Source organism: Kitasatospora sp. NPDC048365, from assembly GCF_043200835.1.
In the GTDB taxonomy this organism is placed as follows: Bacteria; Actinomycetota; Actinomycetes; order Streptomycetales; family Streptomycetaceae; genus Kitasatospora; species Kitasatospora terrestris.
Genome location: NZ_JBICYJ010000025.1, coordinates 60,004 through 79,863, shown reverse-complemented (window position 1 = coordinate 79,863; position 19,860 = coordinate 60,004). Strand labels below are relative to the sequence as shown.

At 74.1% G+C, this 19,860-nt stretch carries 24 protein-coding genes; 13 read left to right on the top strand and 11 right to left on the bottom strand.

Annotated elements, in window-relative coordinates; translation table 11 throughout:
• The first annotated feature begins 65 nt into the window (after positions 1 to 65).
• Positions 66 to 626 carry a DinB family protein gene (locus ACGFX4_RS24635; RefSeq protein ID WP_393078226.1) on the top strand — a complete coding sequence of 187 codons (561 nt, stop codon included), beginning with the start codon at positions 66 to 68 and terminating at the stop codon, positions 624 to 626.
• 85 nt (positions 627 to 711) lie between these two features.
• On the opposite strand, the gene ACGFX4_RS24630 is transcribed toward ACGFX4_RS24635, so the two are convergent.
• Positions 712 to 1,146, bottom strand: coding sequence for a hypothetical protein (locus ACGFX4_RS24630; protein WP_393078224.1), 435 nt, complete (start codon positions 1,144 to 1,146; stop codon positions 712 to 714).
• A 129-nt stretch (positions 1,147 to 1,275) separates the two neighbouring features.
• On the opposite strand from ACGFX4_RS24630, the gene ACGFX4_RS24625 reads away from it, so the two are divergent.
• Together ACGFX4_RS24625 and ACGFX4_RS24620 are read left to right on the top strand one after the other, a co-directional pair.
• On the top strand, positions 1,276 to 1,929 hold the full coding sequence (locus tag ACGFX4_RS24625) for a TetR/AcrR family transcriptional regulator (RefSeq protein ID WP_393078221.1): 654 nt from the start codon (positions 1,276 to 1,278) through the stop codon (positions 1,927 to 1,929).
• A gap of 85 nt (positions 1,930 to 2,014) precedes the next feature.
• The gene (locus ACGFX4_RS24620; protein WP_393078218.1) at positions 2,015 to 2,731 is read left to right on the top strand and encodes a DsbA family oxidoreductase; all 717 of its coding nucleotides are present in this window, start codon (positions 2,015 to 2,017) and stop codon (positions 2,729 to 2,731) included.
• Between the two features lie 55 nt (positions 2,732 to 2,786).
• On the opposite strand, the gene ACGFX4_RS24615 is transcribed toward ACGFX4_RS24620, so the two are convergent.
• Positions 2,787 to 3,365: a helix-turn-helix domain-containing protein gene (locus ACGFX4_RS24615; RefSeq protein ID WP_393078216.1), complete on the bottom strand. Its 579-nt coding sequence runs from the start codon at positions 3,363 to 3,365 to the stop codon at positions 2,787 to 2,789.
• Between the two features lie 83 nt (positions 3,366 to 3,448).
• Between ACGFX4_RS24615 and ACGFX4_RS24610 the strand changes: the two genes are divergently transcribed.
• Both ACGFX4_RS24610 and ACGFX4_RS24605 read left to right on the top strand, forming a co-directional pair.
• Positions 3,449 to 5,095: an FAD-dependent oxidoreductase gene (locus tag ACGFX4_RS24610; protein ID WP_393078213.1), complete on the top strand. Its 1,647-nt coding sequence runs from the start codon at positions 3,449 to 3,451 to the stop codon at positions 5,093 to 5,095.
• Complete coding sequence (locus tag ACGFX4_RS24605) at positions 5,092 to 6,654, top strand: MFS transporter (protein ID WP_393078211.1); 1,563 nt, start codon at positions 5,092 to 5,094, stop codon at positions 6,652 to 6,654. Before ACGFX4_RS24610 ends, ACGFX4_RS24605 begins: the two co-directional genes overlap by 4 nt.
• Here ACGFX4_RS24605 and ACGFX4_RS24600 read toward each other — a convergent pair.
• From ACGFX4_RS24600 to ACGFX4_RS24580, 5 genes are all read right to left on the bottom strand, one after another.
• Positions 6,648 to 7,868 (bottom strand): serpin family protein, encoded by a 1,221-nt coding sequence (locus tag ACGFX4_RS24600; protein WP_393078208.1) that lies wholly within the window; start codon positions 7,866 to 7,868, stop codon positions 6,648 to 6,650. The two genes, ACGFX4_RS24605 and ACGFX4_RS24600, sit on opposite strands and share 7 nt — an antisense overlap.
• A 160-nt stretch (positions 7,869 to 8,028) precedes the next feature.
• A complete protein-coding gene (locus ACGFX4_RS24595; protein ID WP_393078205.1) occupies positions 8,029 to 8,997 on the bottom strand; it encodes an N-acetylglucosamine kinase in 969 nt (322 codons plus the stop codon).
• The gene (locus tag ACGFX4_RS24590; protein WP_393078202.1) at positions 8,994 to 9,749 is read right to left on the bottom strand and encodes a sugar isomerase domain-containing protein; all 756 of its coding nucleotides are present in this window, start codon (positions 9,747 to 9,749) and stop codon (positions 8,994 to 8,996) included. Before ACGFX4_RS24590 ends, ACGFX4_RS24595 begins: the two co-directional genes overlap by 4 nt.
• 73 nt (positions 9,750 to 9,822) lie before the next feature.
• Positions 9,823 to 10,353, bottom strand: coding sequence for a hypothetical protein (locus tag ACGFX4_RS24585; protein WP_393078199.1), 531 nt, complete (start codon positions 10,351 to 10,353; stop codon positions 9,823 to 9,825).
• Between the two features lie 41 nt (positions 10,354 to 10,394).
• Positions 10,395 to 10,913 carry an Lrp/AsnC family transcriptional regulator gene (locus ACGFX4_RS24580; RefSeq protein ID WP_393078197.1) on the bottom strand — a complete coding sequence of 173 codons (519 nt, stop codon included), beginning with the start codon at positions 10,911 to 10,913 and terminating at the stop codon, positions 10,395 to 10,397.
• Between the two features lie 72 nt (positions 10,914 to 10,985).
• Here ACGFX4_RS24580 and ACGFX4_RS24575 point away from each other — a divergent pair, with 72 nt between their 5' ends.
• Positions 10,986 to 11,900 (top strand): NAD-dependent epimerase/dehydratase family protein, encoded by a 915-nt coding sequence (locus ACGFX4_RS24575; RefSeq protein WP_393078194.1) that lies wholly within the window; start codon positions 10,986 to 10,988, stop codon positions 11,898 to 11,900.
• Positions 11,901 to 11,911: 11 nt separating this feature from the next.
• Complete coding sequence (locus ACGFX4_RS24570) at positions 11,912 to 12,784, top strand: aldo/keto reductase (protein ID WP_393078191.1); 873 nt, start codon at positions 11,912 to 11,914, stop codon at positions 12,782 to 12,784.
• A gap of 145 nt (positions 12,785 to 12,929) precedes the next feature.
• On the opposite strand, the gene ACGFX4_RS24565 is transcribed toward ACGFX4_RS24570, so the two are convergent.
• From ACGFX4_RS24565 to ACGFX4_RS24555, 3 genes are all read right to left on the bottom strand, one after another.
• Complete coding sequence (locus ACGFX4_RS24565) at positions 12,930 to 13,622, bottom strand: hypothetical protein (RefSeq protein ID WP_393078188.1); 693 nt, start codon at positions 13,620 to 13,622, stop codon at positions 12,930 to 12,932.
• 129 nt (positions 13,623 to 13,751) lie between these two features.
• Positions 13,752 to 15,413, bottom strand: a complete 1,662-nt coding sequence (locus ACGFX4_RS24560; protein ID WP_393078185.1) for an RICIN domain-containing protein — start codon at positions 15,411 to 15,413, stop codon at positions 13,752 to 13,754.
• A gap of 244 nt (positions 15,414 to 15,657) precedes the next feature.
• Positions 15,658 to 15,897 (bottom strand): chaplin, encoded by a 240-nt coding sequence (locus ACGFX4_RS24555; RefSeq protein WP_393078182.1) that lies wholly within the window; start codon positions 15,895 to 15,897, stop codon positions 15,658 to 15,660.
• A gap of 245 nt (positions 15,898 to 16,142) precedes the next feature.
• Here ACGFX4_RS24555 and ACGFX4_RS24550 point away from each other — a divergent pair, with 245 nt between their 5' ends.
• The 4 genes from ACGFX4_RS24550 (at position 16,143) to ACGFX4_RS24535 (ending at position 17,791) form a co-directional block, all read left to right on the top strand.
• Positions 16,143 to 16,394, top strand: a complete 252-nt coding sequence (locus tag ACGFX4_RS24550) for a chaplin (protein WP_393078180.1) — start codon at positions 16,143 to 16,145, stop codon at positions 16,392 to 16,394.
• A gap of 311 nt (positions 16,395 to 16,705) precedes the next feature.
• Positions 16,706 to 16,948, top strand: coding sequence for a chaplin (locus ACGFX4_RS24545; RefSeq protein WP_393078177.1), 243 nt, complete (start codon positions 16,706 to 16,708; stop codon positions 16,946 to 16,948).
• 82 nt (positions 16,949 to 17,030) lie between these two features.
• Positions 17,031 to 17,297: a chaplin gene (locus ACGFX4_RS24540; RefSeq protein ID WP_345697697.1), complete on the top strand. Its 267-nt coding sequence runs from the start codon at positions 17,031 to 17,033 to the stop codon at positions 17,295 to 17,297.
• A 104-nt stretch (positions 17,298 to 17,401) separates the two neighbouring features.
• Positions 17,402 to 17,791, top strand: coding sequence for a hypothetical protein (locus tag ACGFX4_RS24535; RefSeq protein ID WP_393078174.1), 390 nt, complete (start codon positions 17,402 to 17,404; stop codon positions 17,789 to 17,791).
• 97 nt (positions 17,792 to 17,888) lie between these two features.
• Here the strand turns inward: ACGFX4_RS24535 and ACGFX4_RS24530 are convergent, their stop codons facing one another.
• Positions 17,889 to 18,599 (bottom strand): hypothetical protein, encoded by a 711-nt coding sequence (locus tag ACGFX4_RS24530; RefSeq protein WP_393078171.1) that lies wholly within the window; start codon positions 18,597 to 18,599, stop codon positions 17,889 to 17,891.
• Positions 18,600 to 18,900: 301 nt separating this feature from the next.
• On the opposite strand from ACGFX4_RS24530, the gene ACGFX4_RS24525 reads away from it, so the two are divergent.
• Positions 18,901 to 19,245 (top strand): rodlet layer protein, encoded by a 345-nt coding sequence (locus ACGFX4_RS24525; RefSeq protein WP_345697700.1) that lies wholly within the window; start codon positions 18,901 to 18,903, stop codon positions 19,243 to 19,245.
• 149 nt (positions 19,246 to 19,394) lie between these two features.
• Positions 19,395 to 19,739: a rodlet layer protein gene (locus tag ACGFX4_RS24520; RefSeq protein WP_345697701.1), complete on the top strand. Its 345-nt coding sequence runs from the start codon at positions 19,395 to 19,397 to the stop codon at positions 19,737 to 19,739.
• Positions 19,740 to 19,860: the final 121 nt, after the last annotated feature.

The following is a 19,860-nucleotide window of genomic DNA, read 5'->3' as shown; positions in this document are numbered from 1 at the left end:
TGCGCTGCAGGGGCGGGCCACGAATCTCGGTGGCGGTGCGGGTACGGATGGGCGAGCATGCGCGCATGAGCGACCAACCCGAACGATGGACCGAGGCGACCGTCTACCTCGACATGTGGGTCGACCCGGACAAGGACCCGCGCGACAACGACGGGCCGGGCCCCGAGGGCGAGTCGGCGACCCTGGCCGACTACCTGACGAGCTTCCGCCTGACCCTGCGGATGAAGTGCGAGGGCCTGGACGCCGAGCAGTTGGCGCGCCGTTCCGTCCCGCCGTCGACGATGTCGCTGCTCGGGCTGGTGCGTCACCTCGCCGAGGTGGAACGGGACTGGCGGACCTGGCTCGACGACCCCGAGCCGCTGCCCAAGCTCTACGGGGTGCGCGACGGCGACTTCGACGGTGCCGTCGCGGACCCGGCCGTGGTCGAGGGCGCGTTCCGCGACCTGGAGCGCGAGCAGGCGGCGACCGATGCCGCGCTGGCCGCGTACGAGGACCTGGGCCGGCGGGTCGGCAAGGACGGGATCTCGATCCGGGAGCTGCTGGTGCACCGGGTGGAGGAGTACGCCCGGCACTGCGGGCACGCGGACCTGCTGCGCGAGTGCGTGGACGGCCGGGTGGGCCAGTAGCGGGAGCACGGCCGGCGCCGGCGCGCCAGGCATCGGCGCGTCGGGCCTGAATGCGCCAGGCATCGGCGCGTCGGGCCTGGATGCGTCAGGCGCCGGCGAGTTCGGCGTTGGCGCGTTCGGCGATCAGGGTGAGCAGGCGGCCCGCGACGGCGGCGTCCTCCGGCGGGATGCCGGCGTAGAGGCGACCCGCGATGGCGGCGGCGGCTTCGGCGGTGCGGGCCTGGAGGGCGGCGCCCTCGTGGGTGAGGGCGAGCCCGGCCGGCCCGGCGGGTGCCAGCAGGCCGGCGTCGGCGAGGCCGGCGAGCGCGGCCTCGGCGGCTCCGGTGTCGATCTTCAGGCTGCCGGTCAGCCGGGCCACCAGGGCGGCCCGGTCGATGGTGCCTCCGGCGGCGGCGGTCGCGTTGAGCGCGAGGTTCTGCTCGAAGCCGATGCCGGTACCGGCCAGCTCGCGCTGGAGCAGTGCGCGGGCGGCGTAGTGGGCCTGGCCGATCACCTGGCTGTTGAAGGGCTGGACGGTCATGGCGGTTCCCCCTTGCGTCGGCGGCGGGCCGTACGACCGGCCCGCGTTCTGATGCTCAGACTCTAATGGGACTGAGTCCCAATTTGCAACGGGTGCCGATTGGGCCTGCGCCTCGGATAGGCTGCCGCCATGACGCCCGAACCCCGGCACGCCACCGACCGCGCCACCGACCGCGCCCTTCCGCTGCGCGAGCGCAAGAAGCTGCGGACCCGGCAGGCCCTGGCCGCCGCCGCGCTGCAGATGTTCAGCGAGCGCGGACTGGACGCGACCACCGTGGAGGACCTGGTCGACCGGGCGGAGGTCTCCAGAAGCACCTTCTTCCGGGTCTTCCCGGCGAAGGAGGCCCCGGCGATCGAGGCCGAGGTCGAGCTGTGGACGGCGGTCCTGGCCGCGCTCGGGGAGCGACCGCTCGCCGGCCCGGTCCTCGACGCGCTGCGGGATGTGCTGCGCGAGACGGTCGGCGCGCTCGGCACCGAGTGGGCGCACCGGTACGTCGACACCCGCCGGCTGGTGCTCGCCGAGCCGGCGCTGCTCGCGTACATGGGCCGCTACCGCGCCGAGGTGGAGCAGCGGCTCGCGGAGCGGTTGGCCGACCGGCTCGGGCTGCCCGCCGAGGACATCCGGCCGCAGGTGCTGGCCGAGCTGACCACCACGGGGTGGCGGATCGCCGCCCGGAGCTGGGTCCACGCGGGCGGGCCGGGCGGGGTCGAGGTACTGGCGGAGCGGGTCGGCGAGGCGTTCGCGGCGGTGCCGGCGAGCCTGGAGCTCACCGCACCGAGGTGAACATTTCATCAGCGGAAATATTCACCTGCTCACGGGATGTTGTCCGGAGCTGAACCATCCGCTTGCCCCTGCTGGAGGAGAGACCGTGCGCGTCGAGATCTGGAGCGACATCAACTGCCCGTGGTGCTACGTGGGCAAGGCCCGGTTCGAGGCCGCACTGGCGCAGTTCCCGCACCGCGACCAGGTCGAGGTGGTGCACCGCTCGTTCGAGCTCGACCCGCGGCTGGGCGGCGAGGCGAAGGCGGTCGTCCCGGCGATCGCCGCCAAGTACCGGATCGACCTGGAACAGGCCCGGGCCGCCGAGCAGCGGGTGCGCGAGCACGCGCACGGCGAGGGCCTGGAGTTCCACGGCGGCGAGCGCGACTACGCGAACACCTTCGACATGCACCGCCTGCTGCACTTCGCCGCCGAGCACGGCCGCCAGGCGCAGCTGCTCGACCTGCTCTACCGGGCCAACTTCGCCGAGGAGCGCTCCGCGTTCGGCGACGAGCGGCTGCTGGAGCTCGCGGTCGAGGCCGGCCTGGACGGGACGGCCGCCGCCCGGGTGATCGCCGACCGGGACGCGTACGCGGAGGCCGTCCGGGAGGACGAGGCGACCGCGACGGCGCTGGGCGCCACCGGGGTGCCGTTCTTCGTCTTCGACCGGCGCCTCGGCGTCTCCGGCGCCCAGCCGCCCGCCGCCTTCGCGGGCGCGCTGGACCAGGCCTGGGCCACCCGCCCCGTCCCGCAGCTGGTCACGATCGGCGCGGACGGCGGCGGCGAGGCGTGCGGTCCGGACGGGTGCGCGGTGCCGCAGGCCTGACCCGCGGACTCAGGGCGCCCAGGGGCGTGAGGAGCGCCCAAGGCGCTCAGGGCGCTCAGGGCGCGAGGGGCTTGGCGCGGACGTGGATCCGTTCGCCCTGCGCGCCGAAGAGGCTGAGGATCTCCACCGGGGCGTCCCCGGTGGAGCCGAACCAGTGCGGCACCCGGGTGTCGAACTCGGCCGCCTCCCCCGCCCTCAGGACCACGTCGTGCTCGGCCAGCATCAGCCGCAGCTTGCCGCTGAGCACGTACAGCCACTCGTAGCCCTCGTGCGTGCGCAGCTCCGGCTCGCACCGGGTCACCGGGATCACCATCTTGTACGCCTGTGGCCCGCCCGGGAGTTGGGTGAGCGGGATGATCGTCGCGCCGTGCCGGGTGATCGGCTTCAGCCGCACCCGGGGGTCGCCGACCTGCGGCGCGCCGACCAGTTCGTCGAGCGGCACCCGGTAGGCACGGGCCAGCGGCAGCAGCAGCTCCAGGTTGGGCTTGCGCTCGCCGGACTCCAGCCGGGAGAGGGTGGAGACCGAGATCCCGGTGGTCCGGGCGAGCTCGGCGAGGGTGAGTTCGTGCCTGGCCCGCAGGGCCCGCAGGCGCGGGCCGACGGAGGCCAGCACCTCTGCGTCGTCGTTTGCCATATCGGCAACAATACTTTGCCGCCTACAGGGTGCGGGAGCACTGTGGGGCCGGACGGACGACCGGCTTCCCACGGAGGGCACTCATGACGGCGGAACACGCGCGGCAGGCGGAGCAGACGGATCAGGATCAGTACGACGTGGTCGTGGTGGGCGGTGGCGCGGCCGGGCTGAGCGGGGCGCTGGCGCTGGCCCGGGCGCGCCGCTCGGTGCTGGTGGTGGACTCCGGTCAGCCGCGCAACGCACCGGCCGGACACGTGCACAACTTCCTGGCCAGGGAGGGAACCTCCCCCGAGGAGCTGCTGGCGGCCGGGCGGGCCGAGGTCGCCGGGTACGGCGGCCGGGTGACGGACGGCCGGGTCGTCCGGGCGGAGCGCGACGGGGACGGCTTCCGGCTGACCCTCGCCGCCGACGGCGCCGGCCCGGCCTCCGACGCCTCGCGGGAGGTCCGGGCGCGGCGGTTGCTGGTGACGACCGGGCTGGTCGACGAGCTGCCCGAGGTGCCGGGGCTGGCCGCGCGGTGGGGCCGGGACGTGCTGCACTGCCCGTACTGCCACGGCTGGGAGGTCCGCGACCGGCGGATCGGCCTCCTGGCGACCGGTCCGCTGGCCTGGCACCAGGCCGAGATGTGGCGGCAGTGGAGCCCGGAGGTGGTCGTCCTGCTGCACGGGACCGAGCGGCCCGCGCCCGAGCAGGCGGAGCGGCTGGCCGCCCGCGGCATCCCGGTGGTGACCGGTCCGGTCGCGGAGCTGGAGACGGCGGACGACGCGCTGACCGGTGTCCGGCTGGCCTCCGGCGAGCGGGTGGCGCTGGACGCGCTGGTGGTGACGGCCCGGGTGACCGCCCGCGCCGAACTGCTGGAGTCCCTCGAACTGGCCCCGGAGCCGGTGGAGTTCGGCGGACTGGTGGTGGGCAGCCAGATCGCCGCCGACCCGGTCGGGGCGACCGCCGCGCCCGGCGTGTGGGTGGCGGGCAACGTCGCCGACGTCCAGGCGCAGGTGGTGACGGCGGCGGCCGCCGGGCTGAAGGCGGGCGCGGCGATCAACGCCGACCTGATCGCCGAGGACACCCGCGCGGCGGTGGCGGAGCACCGCGTACGGGTCGGCGCGATGTTCGAGCAGGAGGCGTGGGAGGAGCGCTACCGCTCGCGCCCGGTGCTGTGGAGCGGCCGACCGAACCCGCAACTCGTCGTCGAGGCGGATTCGTTGAAGCCGGGCCGGGCGCTGGAGGTGGGTGCGGGCGAGGGTGCCGACGCCCTCTGGCTGGCCGAACGCGGCTGGCGGGTCGACGCGGTGGACATCTCCGCCACCGCCCTGGAACGGGCCGCCGCGCACGCCGTCGGCCGTCCCGGCGCCGAGTCCGTCACCTGGGTCCGGGCCGACCTGCGGGAGGAGCCGCCCACCGAGGGCGGGTACGACCTGGTGACCGCCCAGTACATGCACCTGCCCGGCGCCGCCCGGACCGAGCTGTACGCCCGGCTGGCCGACGCCGTCGCCCCCGGCGGCACCCTGCTGCTGGTCGGCCACGACCCGAGCGACCTGCGGGTCGCGACCCGGTCCGCGCTGATGCCCGACGCGCTGTTCACCGGTGGGGAGTTGGCGTCCGCGCTCGACCCCGACCGGTGGCAGGTCGCGGCGGCCGAGACCCGCACCCGGGAGGTCGTGGACGGCGACGGGAACTCCGTCCTGGTCCGCGACGCCGTGCTGGTGGCCCTCCGCCGGGAGGACGCGTGAGAACCCTGGCCGTCGAAGGTCCCCCGCGGGTGCAGACCCGCCGGACCGGGTGGGCGATGGCCGCCCTGGCCCTGGCCGTCCTGCTGCCCTCGCTGGGCACCAGCATCGCCAATGTGGCCCTGCCGGCCCTGAGTTCGGCATTCGGAGCCCCGTTCCAGCAGGTCCAGTGGGTGGTGGTCGGGTACCTGCTGGCCATCACCACGCTGGTCGTCGGCGCCGGACGGCTCGGCGACCTGTACGGCCGCCGGCGGCTGCTGCTGGGCGGGATCGTGCTCTTCACCGCCGCCTCGGTGGCGGCCGGACTCGCGCCGACGCTGTGGCTGCTGATCGCCGCCCGGGCGGTCCAGGGCCTCGGCGCGGCCGCGATGACCGCACTCGCGATGGCCCTGGTCGGCGAGACCGTACCGAAGGAGCGGACCGGGCGGGCGATGGGCCTGCTCGGGACGGTGTCGGCGATCGGCACGGCGCTCGGGCCGACCCTGGGCGGGCTGCTGATCGCGGGCATCGGCTGGCGGGCGGTGTTCCTGGTGAACGTGCCGCTGGGCGTGGGCGCGCTGCTGCTCGCCCGCCGCCAGGTGCCGGCGACCGGCCGGCCGTCGGGGGCCGCCCCTGGCTTCGACCGGACGGGCACCCTGCTGCTGGCGGTGACCCTCGCCGCGTACGCGCTGGCGATGACCGTGGGGCACGGCTTCGGCCCGGTCGCCCTGGTGCTGCTCGGCGGGGCGCTGCTCGGCGGCGTGCTGTTCGTCCGCACGGAGGCCCGGATCGAGGCGCGGGCGGACGCACGGTCAGGAGCGCGGGAGCAGGCACCGGCACCGGCAGGGGTACGGGCGGAGGCGGGCGCGGAGGCCCCGGCAGCGGCGCGGGGAGACGTCCGCGGGGTGGCGCCGCTGGTGCGGGTCGGGATGTTCCGCGACGCGGGGCTGAGTGCCGGGCTGGTCACCAACGCCCTGGTGTCGACGGTGATGATGGCGACCCTGGTGGTCGGACCGTTCCACCTGGCGCGGGCGCTCGGCCTGCCGGCCGTCGCCGTCGGACTGGTGATGTCCGCCGGGCCGGTGGTCACCGCGCTCAGCGGCATCCCGGCCGGGCGGATCGTCGACCGGCTCGGCGCCGGGCGGATCACCGTCGGCGGGCTGACCGCGATGACCGTCGGGTGCGTCCTGCTCGCGGTGCTGCCCGGGTCGTTCGGCGCGGCCGGCTGGATCGGCTCGATCACCGTCCTGACCATGGGCTACGCCCTGTTCCAGACCGCCAACAACACGGCGGTCCTGGCGGAGGTCCCCGCCGACCGGCGCGGGGTGGTCTCCGGGTTGCTCAACCTGGCCCGCAACCTGGGTCTGGTGACCGGCAGTTCGGCGCTCGCCGCGGTCTTCGCGGCGGCCGCCGGCACCGCCGACCTCGCCGACGCCCCGGCGGGCGCGGTGGCCGACGGCACCCGGGCCGCGTTCGCGGTCGCCGCGGTCCTCACCCTGACGGCGCTGGCGGTCACGGCCGCCGGGCGGGTGTTCGCCCGGCGGGCGGGTGCTCGCCCGGCGGCGGACGTGAGCGGTCAGTAGTCGTCGAACTCGTCGGGGTCGTCCCATTCGGGTTCCACGGCCGCCTGGGGTTCGGCGACCCAGCCGGCGGCCAGGACCAGCCGCGAGGTGCGGTGCACGGCCAGGAAGCCGAACGGGCGGTCGAACGCCACCGCCACCGACTTCACCCGGTACCGCAGGTCCGGAAGGCCGGCCCCCACCGCCCCGAACGCGGTGACCGCGGCGGCCCGGAAGCCGTCCGGGCCGAAGGCGGCGGTCGCGGACTGCCGCCCGGAGCCGATGGACAGCGGCTCCGCGGTGGTGATCCCGGGGAAGTGACCGGCCGGGGCCTCCGAGGAGGCGGTGGCGAGACCGAACGCCTCCGGCCGGGCCAACAGGTCGTGGTCCGCCCGGATCGTGAACGCCGGGACCGCCACCCGCAGCATGTGCTCGCGGCGCTCGCTCCGGATCCGGGTGACCTCCAGCCCGGGCCCGGGCCGGCCGGTCGGCAGCAGGTCGCCGGTCACCCGGGCGTGGGTGCGGTCGAGGATGCCGAGACCGGCGTCGAGGACGGCGCCGGGCGCCGCGCTCTCCTCGCCGAGCAGCAGGTGGACGTCGATGCCGTTGCCGCCTAGGACCCGCAGTTCGGTCACCGGACCGGCCGGGGTGGCGGCGACCGCGACCCGGTCGAGCAGGCCGGTGGTCCGCGCCAGGAACGCGTACCCTTCCGCGGTCCACGGCCCGTCCGAGGGGCGGTAGTACGTCGCGTGGAAGGGGCGGATCCAGTCGGTGCGGACGCTGAGCGCGGAGGCGAGGACCAGCCGGGTGTCGGGTTCGACCGCGACCGGCATCGACTCGATCAGGCCGTCGGTGTTCCGAGCCGCCCAGGCGTCCAGCCGTCGGCGGTCCTCCGGCTCGACGCCGGTGAGGACGCCGTGCACGTCCGCAGGCAGACCCGCCAGCCAGGACGGCTCCGGGCGGAGCAGGTCGGAGGTCCACAGGCCGACGGCGGCCGAGGAGCCGGGCAGTGTCCGCAGGGTGGTGAGCAACTCCCGTGCGTGGTGCGCGGCTTCGTCGCGGCGCATGCCGAGGGCGTCCTCCAGTTCGGCGACCGCGGGGCCGTGCGCACCCGTCGCCAGGAAGGCCAGCAGCGGCCACACCCCGGCCGGCATGAAGACGGTGCTTTCGCTCTCCGCCAGACCCGCCCACCGTGCCGCCAGCCGGTTCACCGCGCGGACCGTCGCGCTGCTGCCCATGGTTCTCCCTCCCCGGACGATCCGCCCGAGCGTAGGGCCCGGACGGACCGGCGGCGAGCGGATTTCGCGCCCGATCGCGGCGCGCGGGCTCCGGCGTACGGGCTCCGGCGTACGGAGTTCGGCGACCGGTTCCGGCGGCCGGGGCTCAGCGTTTCCGGGCTCAGCGTGCCCGGGTGAGGGCCGTGTGCAGGCGCTCGTCCGCGCGGCCGAGTTCGCGGGCGGCGAGCCAGGCGGCGGCGCCGGCCGGGTCGCCCGCCGGGTGCAGGGCGGCGTCCGGCCACCGGGCGGTGACGCGGGTGCGGACCGCCGCGGTGAGCGGTGTGTCGGGGGTGAGCACCCCGCCCGCCAGGACGATCGGCCGGCGGGAGCCCGGTTCGCGGACGGTCGCCAGGGTGTCGAGCAGGTGCCCGGCCGCCCGCTCGACCAGCGCCGTCGCGTCCGGGTCGCCCTCGGCGGCCCGGCGGAGCACCAGCGGCGCCAGCTTGGCCAGGTGGACCGGGGCGTGCGCGTGCGCGGCCGCGATCACCGCCGTCCGGGGGTTGGCGGCGGCCGGCAGCGGGCCGGCCAGCGCCTCCACGACGGCTGCGGCCAGGCCGGCGAGCGGGCCGCCGTCCGCGCGGTCGATCGCGGTGAGGGCGTTCGCGACAGCCGCGCGGCCCAGCCAGAAGCCGGAGCCCAGGTCGCCGAGCAGCCAGCCGTGGCCGTCCGCCGTCCGGACCGGGGTGTGCGCCCGGCACTCGGCGGCGACCGCGCCCGTACCGGCGATCAGCACCGAGCCGTCCGGCGCGAACGTGCCTGCGGTGTAGGCGAGTTCCGCGTCGCCCACCAGCGCGGGGCGGCAGCCCAGGCCGAGCCCGGGCCACAGTACGTCCAGCGCCCCGCCCGCGACCGAACCGCCCGCCAGGCCGATCACCCCGGACGCCACCCGGGCCGGATCGGCGCCCGCCTCGGCGAGCGCCCGGCGGACCGTGTCGCCGACCGCGCGGACGGCCGCCGCGGCCCCGTGCGAGACCGGGTTGCCGCCCTCGCCCCGGGCGGCGCCCAGCACGGTGCCGTCCAGATCGGCGAGCAGCACCCGGGTGGTGCTGCCGCCGACGTCGAGGCCCACCACCAGCGGGCCGCCGGTCACGCCGTCCGCCGGATCCGGCCGGCGTAGCGCGCCTCCAGCTCCTGGTTGTGCGCGTCGCCGCCGGGGATGTTCGCCGACAGGTAGACCGGCGGAACCCCGCCCGACTCCTCGATCCGGCGGATCACCTCGGCGACGATCTGCTGCGCGAGCAGCGCGGCCGTGATCGAGGAGATGCCGCACGCCAGGCCGCCGCCGGCCATCGGCAGCACCGCGTCGCCGTACGGGGCGGCGTTGTCCAGTGCCACGTCGGCGTAGTCGCGCAGGCGCAGGCCGGACGGGTGCTTGGGCTCCACCCGCGCGGTGTGCTCGGCGGAGGTGATCACGATCAGCGGGTGGCCGTTCTCCTTGGCGAGCCGGGCGAGCTCCACCACGCAGCCGTTGACGCCCGAGTTGGAGGCCAGCACGAACACGTCCGCCGGGTGCGGGGCGGTCAGCTCCCAGAGCAGGGCCGCCGATTCGGTGCCGCGCTCCAGGTCGGGGCCCTCCAGCGAGTCCAGCGACCGGCCGCCGTACAGCACCGTGTCCCGCAGTGCGATCCGGTTGCTCGGCACCAGGCCGCCGGCCCGGCCGGCGATCTCCATCGCGAGCGCCTCGGAATGGCCGGTGCCGAACGCCTGCACGATGCCGCCGTTGGCCAGCGACTCGACGATCGACTCGGCGGCCCGGACGACGTTCTCGGCCTGCTCCTTGGTGACGCGGTCGATCGCGGCGTGCGCCGCGGCCGCGAAGTCCACCGCTGACGGTGTGGGCATCTGGACCTCTCTCGTCATGGTCACTGATGCTGCCCAACTATCGACCGCCCCCGACCCACTGTCAACGAGTGGACTAGACCATCTGGGGGCGCTGCCACCACCGCGCCGCGTCCTCGGCGGGCCCCTCGGGCGCGCCGAACCAGAACGACACCCCGAGCCGCTCGGCCACCGCCCGACCCAACTCACGCGCCGTGCCGGCCTCCGAGCGAGGCGACCGACCGTCGCCGGATCCGAGCAGCTCGGCACCGGCCCGGACCGCTGCCAGCTCCGCCTCCCTGTACGGCCCGGAAGCCACCGCGAGCAGCAGCACGAACGGGGCCTCGCCCTCCTCGCGCCACACGGCCTCCACCGCCTCCGGCCGGAAGGACAACCCCTCCGCCAGAGCGGCGAGTTCAGCCGGGTCGAGGGGGGTCGCCGGCGCGGGGGCCGCGATCGCCGCCCGGCGTTCCACCAGGAAGTCCACCGCCGCGTGGAGCCCCGGCTTGGGATCGGCCGAGGCGTCGCGGACCGCCGCGACGGCCATGACCATCCGGCCGCCCCGCAGGTGGGCGTCGACCACGGCGCGTACGGGGGCGGGCAGCGCGTTCCAGATCCTGTCGTCCATGGGCGCCATGGTTGCCGCCGGGCGGGGGCCGGGCAACGGGGTTACGGGGCGGGTGGGAGGAGGATGCTGCGTTCGACCGGGGAGGAGAGGACGATCGAGGTGGTGGTGCGGCCCAGGGAGGAGAGCTGTTCGAGGAGTTCTTCGAGGTGGCCGGTGTTGCGGACGGCGATCTTGAGGATCCAGCAGTCCTCGCCGATCACGTGGTGGACCTCCAGGATCTCCGGGCGATGGATCAGCTCCTGGGTGCGGAAGTGGCACAGCGTGATGCCGCCGTGCGGGGAGAGCCGGACGAACGCCTGGATGCCGTAGCCGAGGCGCTCCGGGGAGACCCTCGCGGTGTAGCCGGTGATGGTGCCGTTGGCCTCCAGGCGGCGGATCCGCTCGCCGACGGCGGCCGGGCTCATGGACACCCGGCGGCCGAGCTCGCTGAGGGTGATCCGGCCCTCGGTCTGGACGAGCTCCAGGAGCTTCAGATCGACCGCGTCGAGGCCCGCTGACGAATCGTCGGCCGAACCGCGGAAACCTCGCTGATCTTTTGGCGAAAGCGCCGGAACGCCCATGGATCCCCCTTCATCGGACGGTGACTCACCGTGAGACTAGTACCTGTCCGGGAACGAGAGGAGAGCACCGTCATGGACGAGGTCTGCGTCATCGGCGGCAGCCGCTACTTCGGCCGCCGACTGATCGAGCGGCTCCGCGACGCCGGAGCGAAGGTCACCGTGATCAACCGGGGCTCCACTCCCCCGCCGCCCGGGGTGGAGCACCTGGTCGCCGACCGCGACGACGAGGCGGCGCTGCGGGCGGCGCTGGGCGACCGCCGGTTCGACGTGGTGATCGACCAGGTCTGCTACACCCCCGCGCAGGCGGCCGTCGCCAAGCGGGTGTTCGCGGGCCGGACCGGACGGTACGTGCTCACCTCCACGATCGAGGTGTACCAGTCGCTGCACGCCGACGCCCCGCTCGCCGAGTCGGCGGTGGACCCGGCGGAGGTTACGGTCGACCTGGAACTCCCCTGGAGCGATCCGGAGTTCGTCGAGGAACGGTACGCCGAGGGGAAGCGCCAGGCGGAGGCGGTGCTGCTGGTCGACCCGGCGTTCCCGACGGTCGCGGTGCGGACCGCCCACGTCCTGGGCGGCGGAGCCGAGGACTTCACCGGCCGGCTGGCCCACTACGTCGAGCGGATCCGCGCGGGCGAGCCGATCGCGGTGCACGCCGAGGCCCGGCCGTCCTCCTTCGTCGAGTACGAGGAGATCGCCGACTTCCTGCTCTGGACGGCGGTCGCCGACTTCACCGGGCCGGTCAACGCCTGCTCCGACGGCGAGTTCGGGGTCGCACAACTGGCGGACCGGATCGGCCGGGCGATCGGCGGGGCGGACGGCGGCGAGCTGCGGCTGCGGACCGCGCCGGAGCCGTCGCCGTTCTCCTTCGGCCACTACTACGGCATGGACAACTCCCGAGCCCGCGAGCTCGGTTACCGCTTCTCGCACACCTCCGACTGGCTGCCGCGGATCGTCGCCGAAGCCGTCGCCGCCACCGGCACTCGATAGGAGCACGCCCCATGCGCACCAGGTTCATCGGCACGGTCGAGGTCGGCGCGATCGGGTACGGCGCGATGCCGCTGTCCATCGAGGGCCGGCCGGACGAGGCGCAGGCGATCAGCACCGTGCACGCCGCGCTGGACGCCGGGATCACCCTGCTCGACACCGCCGACTCGTACCACTGGCACGCCCAGGAGATCGGCCACAACGAGGAGTTGCTCGCCCGGGCGCTGCGCGGGTACGGCGCCGACCGGTCCCGGGTACTGGTCGCGACCAAGGGCGGGCGGGGACGGCCCGGGGACGGCAGCTGGACGATCGACGGGCGGCCGGAACACCTGCGGCGGGCCTGCGAGGGCTCGCTGCGACGCCTGGGGGTGGAGGCGATCGGGCTGTACCAGCTGCACCACCCGGACCGGAACGTGCCGTGGGCCGAGTCGGTCGGCGCCGTCGCCGGGCTGCTGGACGAGGGCAAGGTCCGGGCGGTGGGCATCTCCAACGCGGACGCCGGGCAGATCCGCGAGGCGCACCGGATCCTCGGGCCGGGGCGGCTGGTGTCGGTGCAGAACGAGTTCTCGCCGGCGGTGCGCGGCGGGGAGGCCGAGATCCGGGTCTGCGAGGAGCTCGGGCTGGCGTACCTGCCGTGGGGGCCGCTCGGCGGGATCGGCGTCGCGGGCGGGCTCGGGCAGGAGCACGCGGCGTTCCGGGAGGTCGCCGAGCGGCACGGAGTGAGCCCGCAACGGGTGTGCCTGGCCTGGCTGCTGGCGAAGTCGCCGGCCATCGTGCCGATCCCCGGCGCACGCCGGCCGGAGACCGTCCGCGACTCCGCCGCCGCGGCGGAACTCCAGCTGGACGCCGAGGAGTTCGCCCTGCTGGACGGCAAGCCCGGCGCCTGACGGACGCCCCGCCGGCGGCTCGGGCCCTGCCGGGAGGCACGGGCCCTGCGGGGCCCAGGCTCTGCCGGGCTCGGCTCGCGGCCGACGGCTCCGGCTCCGGCGGGTGGCCCGGTGTCCGGCGGCTCCCCCTGTCCGGGGGCTGGGCTCAGCGGCCCGGGAGGAGGCGGGAGCGCCAGAGCCACCAGGGGAGGCGGTGGCGGGGGACGAAGGCCCAGATGTCGTCGTCGGCCTCGTTGCCGCGGGGCAGGCGGCGCAGCAGGTCGAGGCAGGCGCGGTCGACGGTGCCGTGGAGGCGGGCGGTGTGGGCGAGGGCGACGGTGGCCTGGTGGACCAGGTCGGGGTCGTCGGCGGCCAGGGCCCGGGCGACGCGGGGCAGGATGTTGGCCGGGTCGGGGTGGGTGACGGCGAGGCCGATCAGAGCGACGCCGGCCAGCGGGTCGGACCGGTCGAGGGCGGCGTCGACCTCCTCGGGCCGGTCGGTGCCCATCAGCGCGGTGGTGGAGCTCCAGTCCATGCCCCGGCCGTCGGCGGCGCGGTCGAGCAGGAACTCCTGGCGGCCGGCCGGGTCGGGGGTGCCGGCGACGCAGGTGCAGAGGTAGGCCCAGACCCGGTCGAGGCCGTCCCGGCCGACGGCGAGCGCGCGGCAGTCGGCGTCGAGCTGCTCGGAGTTCTCCAGCAGCGCGAAGTCCTGGCCCCGGGTGTCGAGATCGCAGCGGCGCAGGAAGGCGAGGAACTGGGTGTCCTCGGCGTCGAGGCGTCCGGCGAGGTGGGCCCAGGCGAGTTCGGCGGGCTCCAGGGCGGCGGCGTAGCGGGCCAGGTCGGCGAGAGGGGATGGCACCCGCCGACCCTATCCCGCCCGGGAGGACGGGCGGCCGGGGCCCCAGCAGCCCCGGCCGCCCTGCTCAGGGGGTGGCGTCACCCCGGCGACGGCACTCGGCCGTGCAGGTCACTCAGCCGTGCAGGTCACTCAGCCGTGCAGGTAGACGATGCCGAGCTTGGTGAGCTGCCAGTGCTGCCCGGCGGCGCCGGTGTCGTTGGCGAGCTCGACGTACGGGTTGCCGCCGCCGTCGGTGGCGGCGGAGAGCGAGACCAGCTTGCTCGGGTCCTGGGAGTCGGCGATCTTCCAGGTGCCGTCGCCGACCGGGCTGAGGATCCAGTGCTGGTTGGCGCCGCCGTTGCAGCGCCACTGCTCCAGGCGGGTGCCGGGGGCGGTGGAGGCGCCGGTGGCGTCGAAGCACATGTCGCGGTTGCCGCTGAAGTCGAGCTCGTAGCTGCCGCCGGACTTGATCTCGAAGACGAAGGACTGGTTGAGCCCGCCGGTCGCCGGATAGGTGATCGCGGCCCGCCCGTTGGCGGAGTCGCCGTACGTGCCGCCGCCGCTGAGGTCGAGGGCCCTGCCGTTGGCGGCGTTGGTGAGCTGGTACCAGGCGCCGTCCTCGGGCTTGTCGGGGAAGGGCTTGCCGGGGGTGAGCGGTTCGATCGAGGTGGTGTTCTGCTGGTTGAGCGTGCAGAACGCCTCCCGCTGGCCGGGCTGGGCGTAGAACTGGGCCAGGCAGGCGGCCTCGGCGCGGTAGCCGGCGACCCGCAGGTGGTACGACTGGCGCACCATGTTCATGCAGACGCCGGGGATGCCGATCTCCGAGTCGCAGCCGTTGCGGGTCTTCTCGGAGAGGTCGATGACGTCGCCGTTGGTGTACTCGTACGGCGAGCTGGTCCACTCGGCGCAGACCTCGTGGCCGTAGGAGACCCGGCGCTGGTCGAGGTAGCGGACGCCGGGGACGCGGGCGGCGGACTCGCGGAGGGCGTCGCTGAGCTGGGGCACCACCCAGTTGTGGCCCCAGGCGAGGTCCTCGGGGAAGGCCGGGCAGCCGTCGGCGACCTTGCCGACGTAGTCGTTGCGCCGGATGTCCGGGGTGATCGGGGTGAAGTACGACTGGTAGACCAGCTGGTACGCGGAGTCGTCGTACCCGGCCTTGCGCATGGTGTTGCGGATGTTGGTGAGCGCGGCGACCACCTTGGGTTTGACGCCCTCGGCGCGCCTGGCGATCTCGGCGCTGCCGATGGTGTCGCGGCAGCCCTTGTCCTTGGGGATCGGGAAGTACTGCACCAGGCAGTTCATCATGATCCCGGCGAAGTCGAAGTCGTCGTTGGCGCCGATCGTGACGACCACCATTTTGACGTCGTACCGGCCTGCCACCGAGGCGAGTTGGACGTCCTGCTTGGGCTCGCCGAAGTCGCCGCTGCCGCCGCCGGTGATCTTCGCCAGCTCGGGGTCGCTGACCAGGTCGCCGGTCTGGGCGCCGGAGCAGGCGAGGTTGATCGGGGTGACGCCGGGCAGGCCGGTCTGGAAGATCTCGGACCTGGTCGAGCGGTGGCAGTAGTTGGTGGGGGTGTCGGTGCCCGGGACGTAGTCGTCGTCGGTGTCGGTGCCGGCGCCCTCGCCGGAGATGGCGCTGTCGCCGAGCGCGACGACGGCGGCGGGCCGGCCGGCCGAGGGGGAGCCGCCGGCAGCGGCGGCGGTGGCGCCGGTGAGGCCGCTGCCGAGGCCGAGGGCGGCCAGCAGGGCGGCGGTGGCGAGCAGGGCGGGGGGCCGGGACCGGCGCACGCCGACCCGTGGAGACCTGGTCACTCATGACTCCTGGAGGGTGGGGGTCCACCGGCTGGTGCCGGCGGTGGGGAGCATGGGTTGAACATGAGCCAGGCTCACATGCTAGGTACTGACAGGTAACACAACAAGAGTCAGGACCGCCCCACCGGACAGAAGTTGGCCGGACAACGACCGAGCCGCCGCCCGCGCCTCAGGAGGGGTGGAGGCGGGGGACGGCGGCTCGGCTGTGCGGAATCGACCGGCCAGGTCAGACGACCTGCCGAAGTCAGCCGACGTTGGCGCAGGAGTTGCCGAACGCCGGGTTCAGCACGCCGATGACGTCGACGGAGTTGCCGCAGAGGTTCACCGGGATGTGGACCGGAACCTGGATGGCGTTGCCCGAGGCGACACCGGGAGAGTTCGCCGCGACGCCCTCGGCCTCGGCGCTCGCCATGGCGGTGCCGGCACCGGCCGCGACGATGCCGACGACGGCGGCGCCGACCGCGGCAGCCTTCTTGACGCTCATATGAGTCTCCTCGATAAATCAGATCTTCCAATTGCCGTGCACTGGAGGCTCAGCACGGAAGCGCACAGGGCGTGCACCACGGGCAACGAGACCCGATCACTTCGGTTGCGCCCGGCCTCCGACAATCACCCGTCCGGCTCAACCGGCGCATTCGGGTGATCGCGGAATCAGCCCGTTTCCCTCCGCGCACTGGGTCGTTCTTCCCTGCGAAACCGCTTCACCCGCACAAGAAATGAGACTGCATCATGCGCAAGCTCGCCTACGGCGCGTTCGGCTCCGCTGCCGCCGCGGCCCTGCTCCTCGGTGCCGCCGGCGCGGCCTCGGCCCACGGCGCCCACGGCGCGTCTGCCGAGGGCGTCGCCGCCAACTCCCCCGGCGTGCTGTCCGGCAACCTGATCCAGGTGCCGGTGCACGTTCCGGTGAACGTCTGCGGCAACACCGTGAACGTCATCGGTCTCCTGAACCCGGCGTTCGGCAACTCCTGCGTCAACGCCTGACGGTCCGACGGGCCCGTCCGGCCGCCCGCCGTCACCGGCGCGCGGCGGCCAGACGGGCCGGCTCCGCAGACCCCAGGATGACGCAACCGCTCTCCTGGACGCGCCGTCGCGCGCTCCTCTCCCTGTCGTGGGGAACGGACGCCTGGCGCACCCCAATGCGGCATTCCGCTTCGCTCAATCCACGTGCGACACGCGGGTCTTGAGCCGCGTGAGTGACAATCACGGCCCAACCGGAAATCCCCGGGCGATGATGCTGATTCGCCCGGCTCCCGACCTTCCAACAGTCGGGCAGAAATCGGAGGAAGAACCCCATGCGCAACTTCAAGAAGGCTGCCGTCCTGTCGATTGCCGCTGCCGGCCTCGCGTTCGGCTCGGCCGGCGTCGCCGCCGCGTCCTCGACCGCCGAGGGCGTCGCCGCCAACTCCCCGGGCGTGCTGTCCGGCAACCTGATCCAGGTGCCGGTCCACATCCCGGTGAACGTCTGCGGCAACACCATCAGCGTCATCGGTGCGCTGAACCCGGCGTTCGGCAACCACTGCGCGAACATCGGCTGACTCAGCGAGAGCTGACGCGGGGTGTCGCCCTCCGGCGGCACCCCGCACCCCTCCCCGTGTGTGATCTAGGAGATCAACCCCCATGCAGAACGTGAAGAAGGCCGCCGTCCTCTCGGCCGCCGCTGCCGGCCTGGTGATGACCGCCGCCGGTGTTGCCAACGCCGGCGCCGAGGCCCAGGGCGTCGCCACCAACTCTCCCGGCGTGCTCTCCGGCAACCTGATCCAGGTGCCGGTGCACGTTCCGGTGAACGTCTGCGGCAACTCCGTCGACGTCGTCGGCCTGCTGAACCCCGCGTTCGGCAACTCCTGCGCCAACGTGGACGCCCCTCCGATGGAGGAGGACTGCTGATCGGCCACCGCTGATCGACAGCCCCGCACGTCCACTGCCCCTCGGCCGACCCGGGCCGAGGGGCAGTAGGCGTACCCGCACGCACACCCCATCGGAGGAACCCCATGTCCCGTACCAGGACCGGCGCCGGCGCCCTGGCCGCGATCGGCACCGCCGTGCTGCTGAGCGGCGCCAACGCGAGTGCCGCGCAGGCCGAACAGGTCCTCCCCGCGGACCTCCCGCTGCCCGCCACGCAGCTGCAGAACACCGACGCCGCGCAGGCCGTCGGCGGCACCACCAGCGGCCTCGGCTACGCGATCGCACCGGTGAAGGAGCTGCGGCTGGACCCGTGGGCCGGGTCCTCGGCCGACTTCCTCAACAACGGCGTCGCGGTGGCCCCGGACAACGGCATGCCGCCGGTCGCCACCTCCGCGGTGACCGGTCCGCTCTCCAACGGCGGCGGCGCCAAGGACCTGCCGGTGGCCGGCGCCCTGCTGAGCACGCTGCCGCTCTGACGGACCGTCGGCAGGAACGCGACCCGTCGGTCGGCGTACGAGAAGGGCCCGGTACCGGCGGTACCGGGCCCTTCGGCGTGCTCCGCGGGGCAGCGGACTACATGTCGGTCCGGTCCATCGCCGAGCCGACGGTCTCCACCGGCTCGGCCTGGGCGAGGATGCCGCCGACCGTGCCGGTGGTGGTCGCGGTCAGGCCCTGCACCGAGTCCGTCACCGAGATCTCGTCCGGGTTGCCGCCCAGCTCCGCCTTGGCGCCCGGGACGGCCTGCACCGGGCCGGTCACCAGGTGCGGGTCCACCTTGTCCAGGGAGAGCGCCGCGTCGGTGAGCTCACCGCTGCGCCCCTCGACGAAGGTGACCGGGTGGCCGAGGCCGACCGCCGGGCCGGCCAGGTTGAGCGGCGCCGCCGGGGCGTCCAGGCCCAGGGTGCCGAGGTCGGTCGACTCGTCGGCGACCGGCAGCGGCAGGGTGGCGCCGAGCGCCGGGCCCTCCTTGCCGCCGTTCAGGGCGGGCACGATGTGGTCCGGGATCGGCTGCTTGGGGTCGGCGTTGGTCTCGGTCGGCGGCATCAGCGGCGAGGTGGGGAAGGAGCCGTGGATCTCACCGCCGTCCGGCAGCAGCGGGATCGGGTCGGTCGCCGCGCCGAGCGGAATGGTGTACGGCACCTCCTGGTGGCCGAGGTCGTTCTCGATCGCCGCCACCTCAGCGGGGGTCTTGGGGGCCGCCGCATGCGCGAGGCCCTGGGCGCTCGCGACGCCGGCGCCGACCGCCAGCAGCAGGGCACCGGTCGCCCGCTTGGAGAGCTTCATGCTGTTCACCGTTCTGTGCGTGGCTGTTGCGTGGGCATCCTGCGGAACGAGTCAGGGCCGGGCGAGAAGCAAGAGTTAACCGGAATGGCCTAATAATCCGACCGCACTTCGTGGCGGAACGGGGATCGTCGGCAATTTTTCACGCCGCCCCGTAACTTTCCCGCCCGTCATTCTTTGATCCGATCGTCGCAGCCACGACGGGGTACGCGGCAGGTCGCGAATCCGCTCCAACGGGCTAGCAACCACCCCGCCCGACTTCTCGTTGAGTGCGGTGGACGGCAATTCCAGAGAGGTTTCTCCCATGCTCAAGAAGACTTTCGCGTCCGTCGGCCTGGCTGCCGCCGCGCTGGCCGCGGCGTCCGCCCCCGCCGGCGCCATCGCGAACTCGGACGGCTCGGCCGGTTCCATCCAGGGCAACGGCGGCACCAACGCCACCGGCACCTGGGGCAACCACAGCCCGAACTTCCACTTCGCGGACAACCCGAACATCTGCCTGCCCGAGATCCACAACATCGGTGTGGCCGTCCTCGGCGTGGCGGTTCCGGTCGAGGTCGACGCACTCAACAACCAGCCCAAGCAGACCTGCGTGGTCGGCCAGGGCACCATCGGCAGCGGCGACGGCGGCGTCTCCCACCTGGTCGGCTGACGCTCCGTCACTGCCAGCCCGCGGAGCCCCCGCTCCGTACGGCTCCCGCCGTCCGGCCGCTCCCCCCGGCCGGACGGCAACCCGCCCGGTTCGCGCCACGAGTCGGGCCCCCGCTCCACCTCCATCAGATCCGAAAAGGAACTCCAGAGATGATCAAGAAGGCTCTCGCCGCCGCCGGTATCGCCGCTGCCGGCCTCACCTTCGCCACCTCTCCCGCGATGGCGATCGCCGACTCCGACGGCTCCGCCACCTCGCTCCAGGGCAACGGCGGCACCAACGCCACCGGCACCCAGGGCAACCACAGCCCGAACACCCACACCCTGGACAACCCGAACCTCTGCCTGCCGGAGGTCCACAACATCGCCGTCGCCGTCATCGGCGCCGCGGTGCCGATCGAGGTCAAGGCTCTGAACAACAACCCGGAGCAGACCTGCGTCGTCGGCCAGAACACCGTGGGCAGCGGCGACGGTGGCGTCAGCCACCTGATCGGCTGATCACCTACCGGTTGATCTGATCGACGCTCCACAGACGGCCGCCGGGTTCGGGGGGATCCACTCCCCGGGCCCGGCGGTTTTCACGTCCGCGCCCGATCCCGGCCGTTCGGGTGAGAGGCCG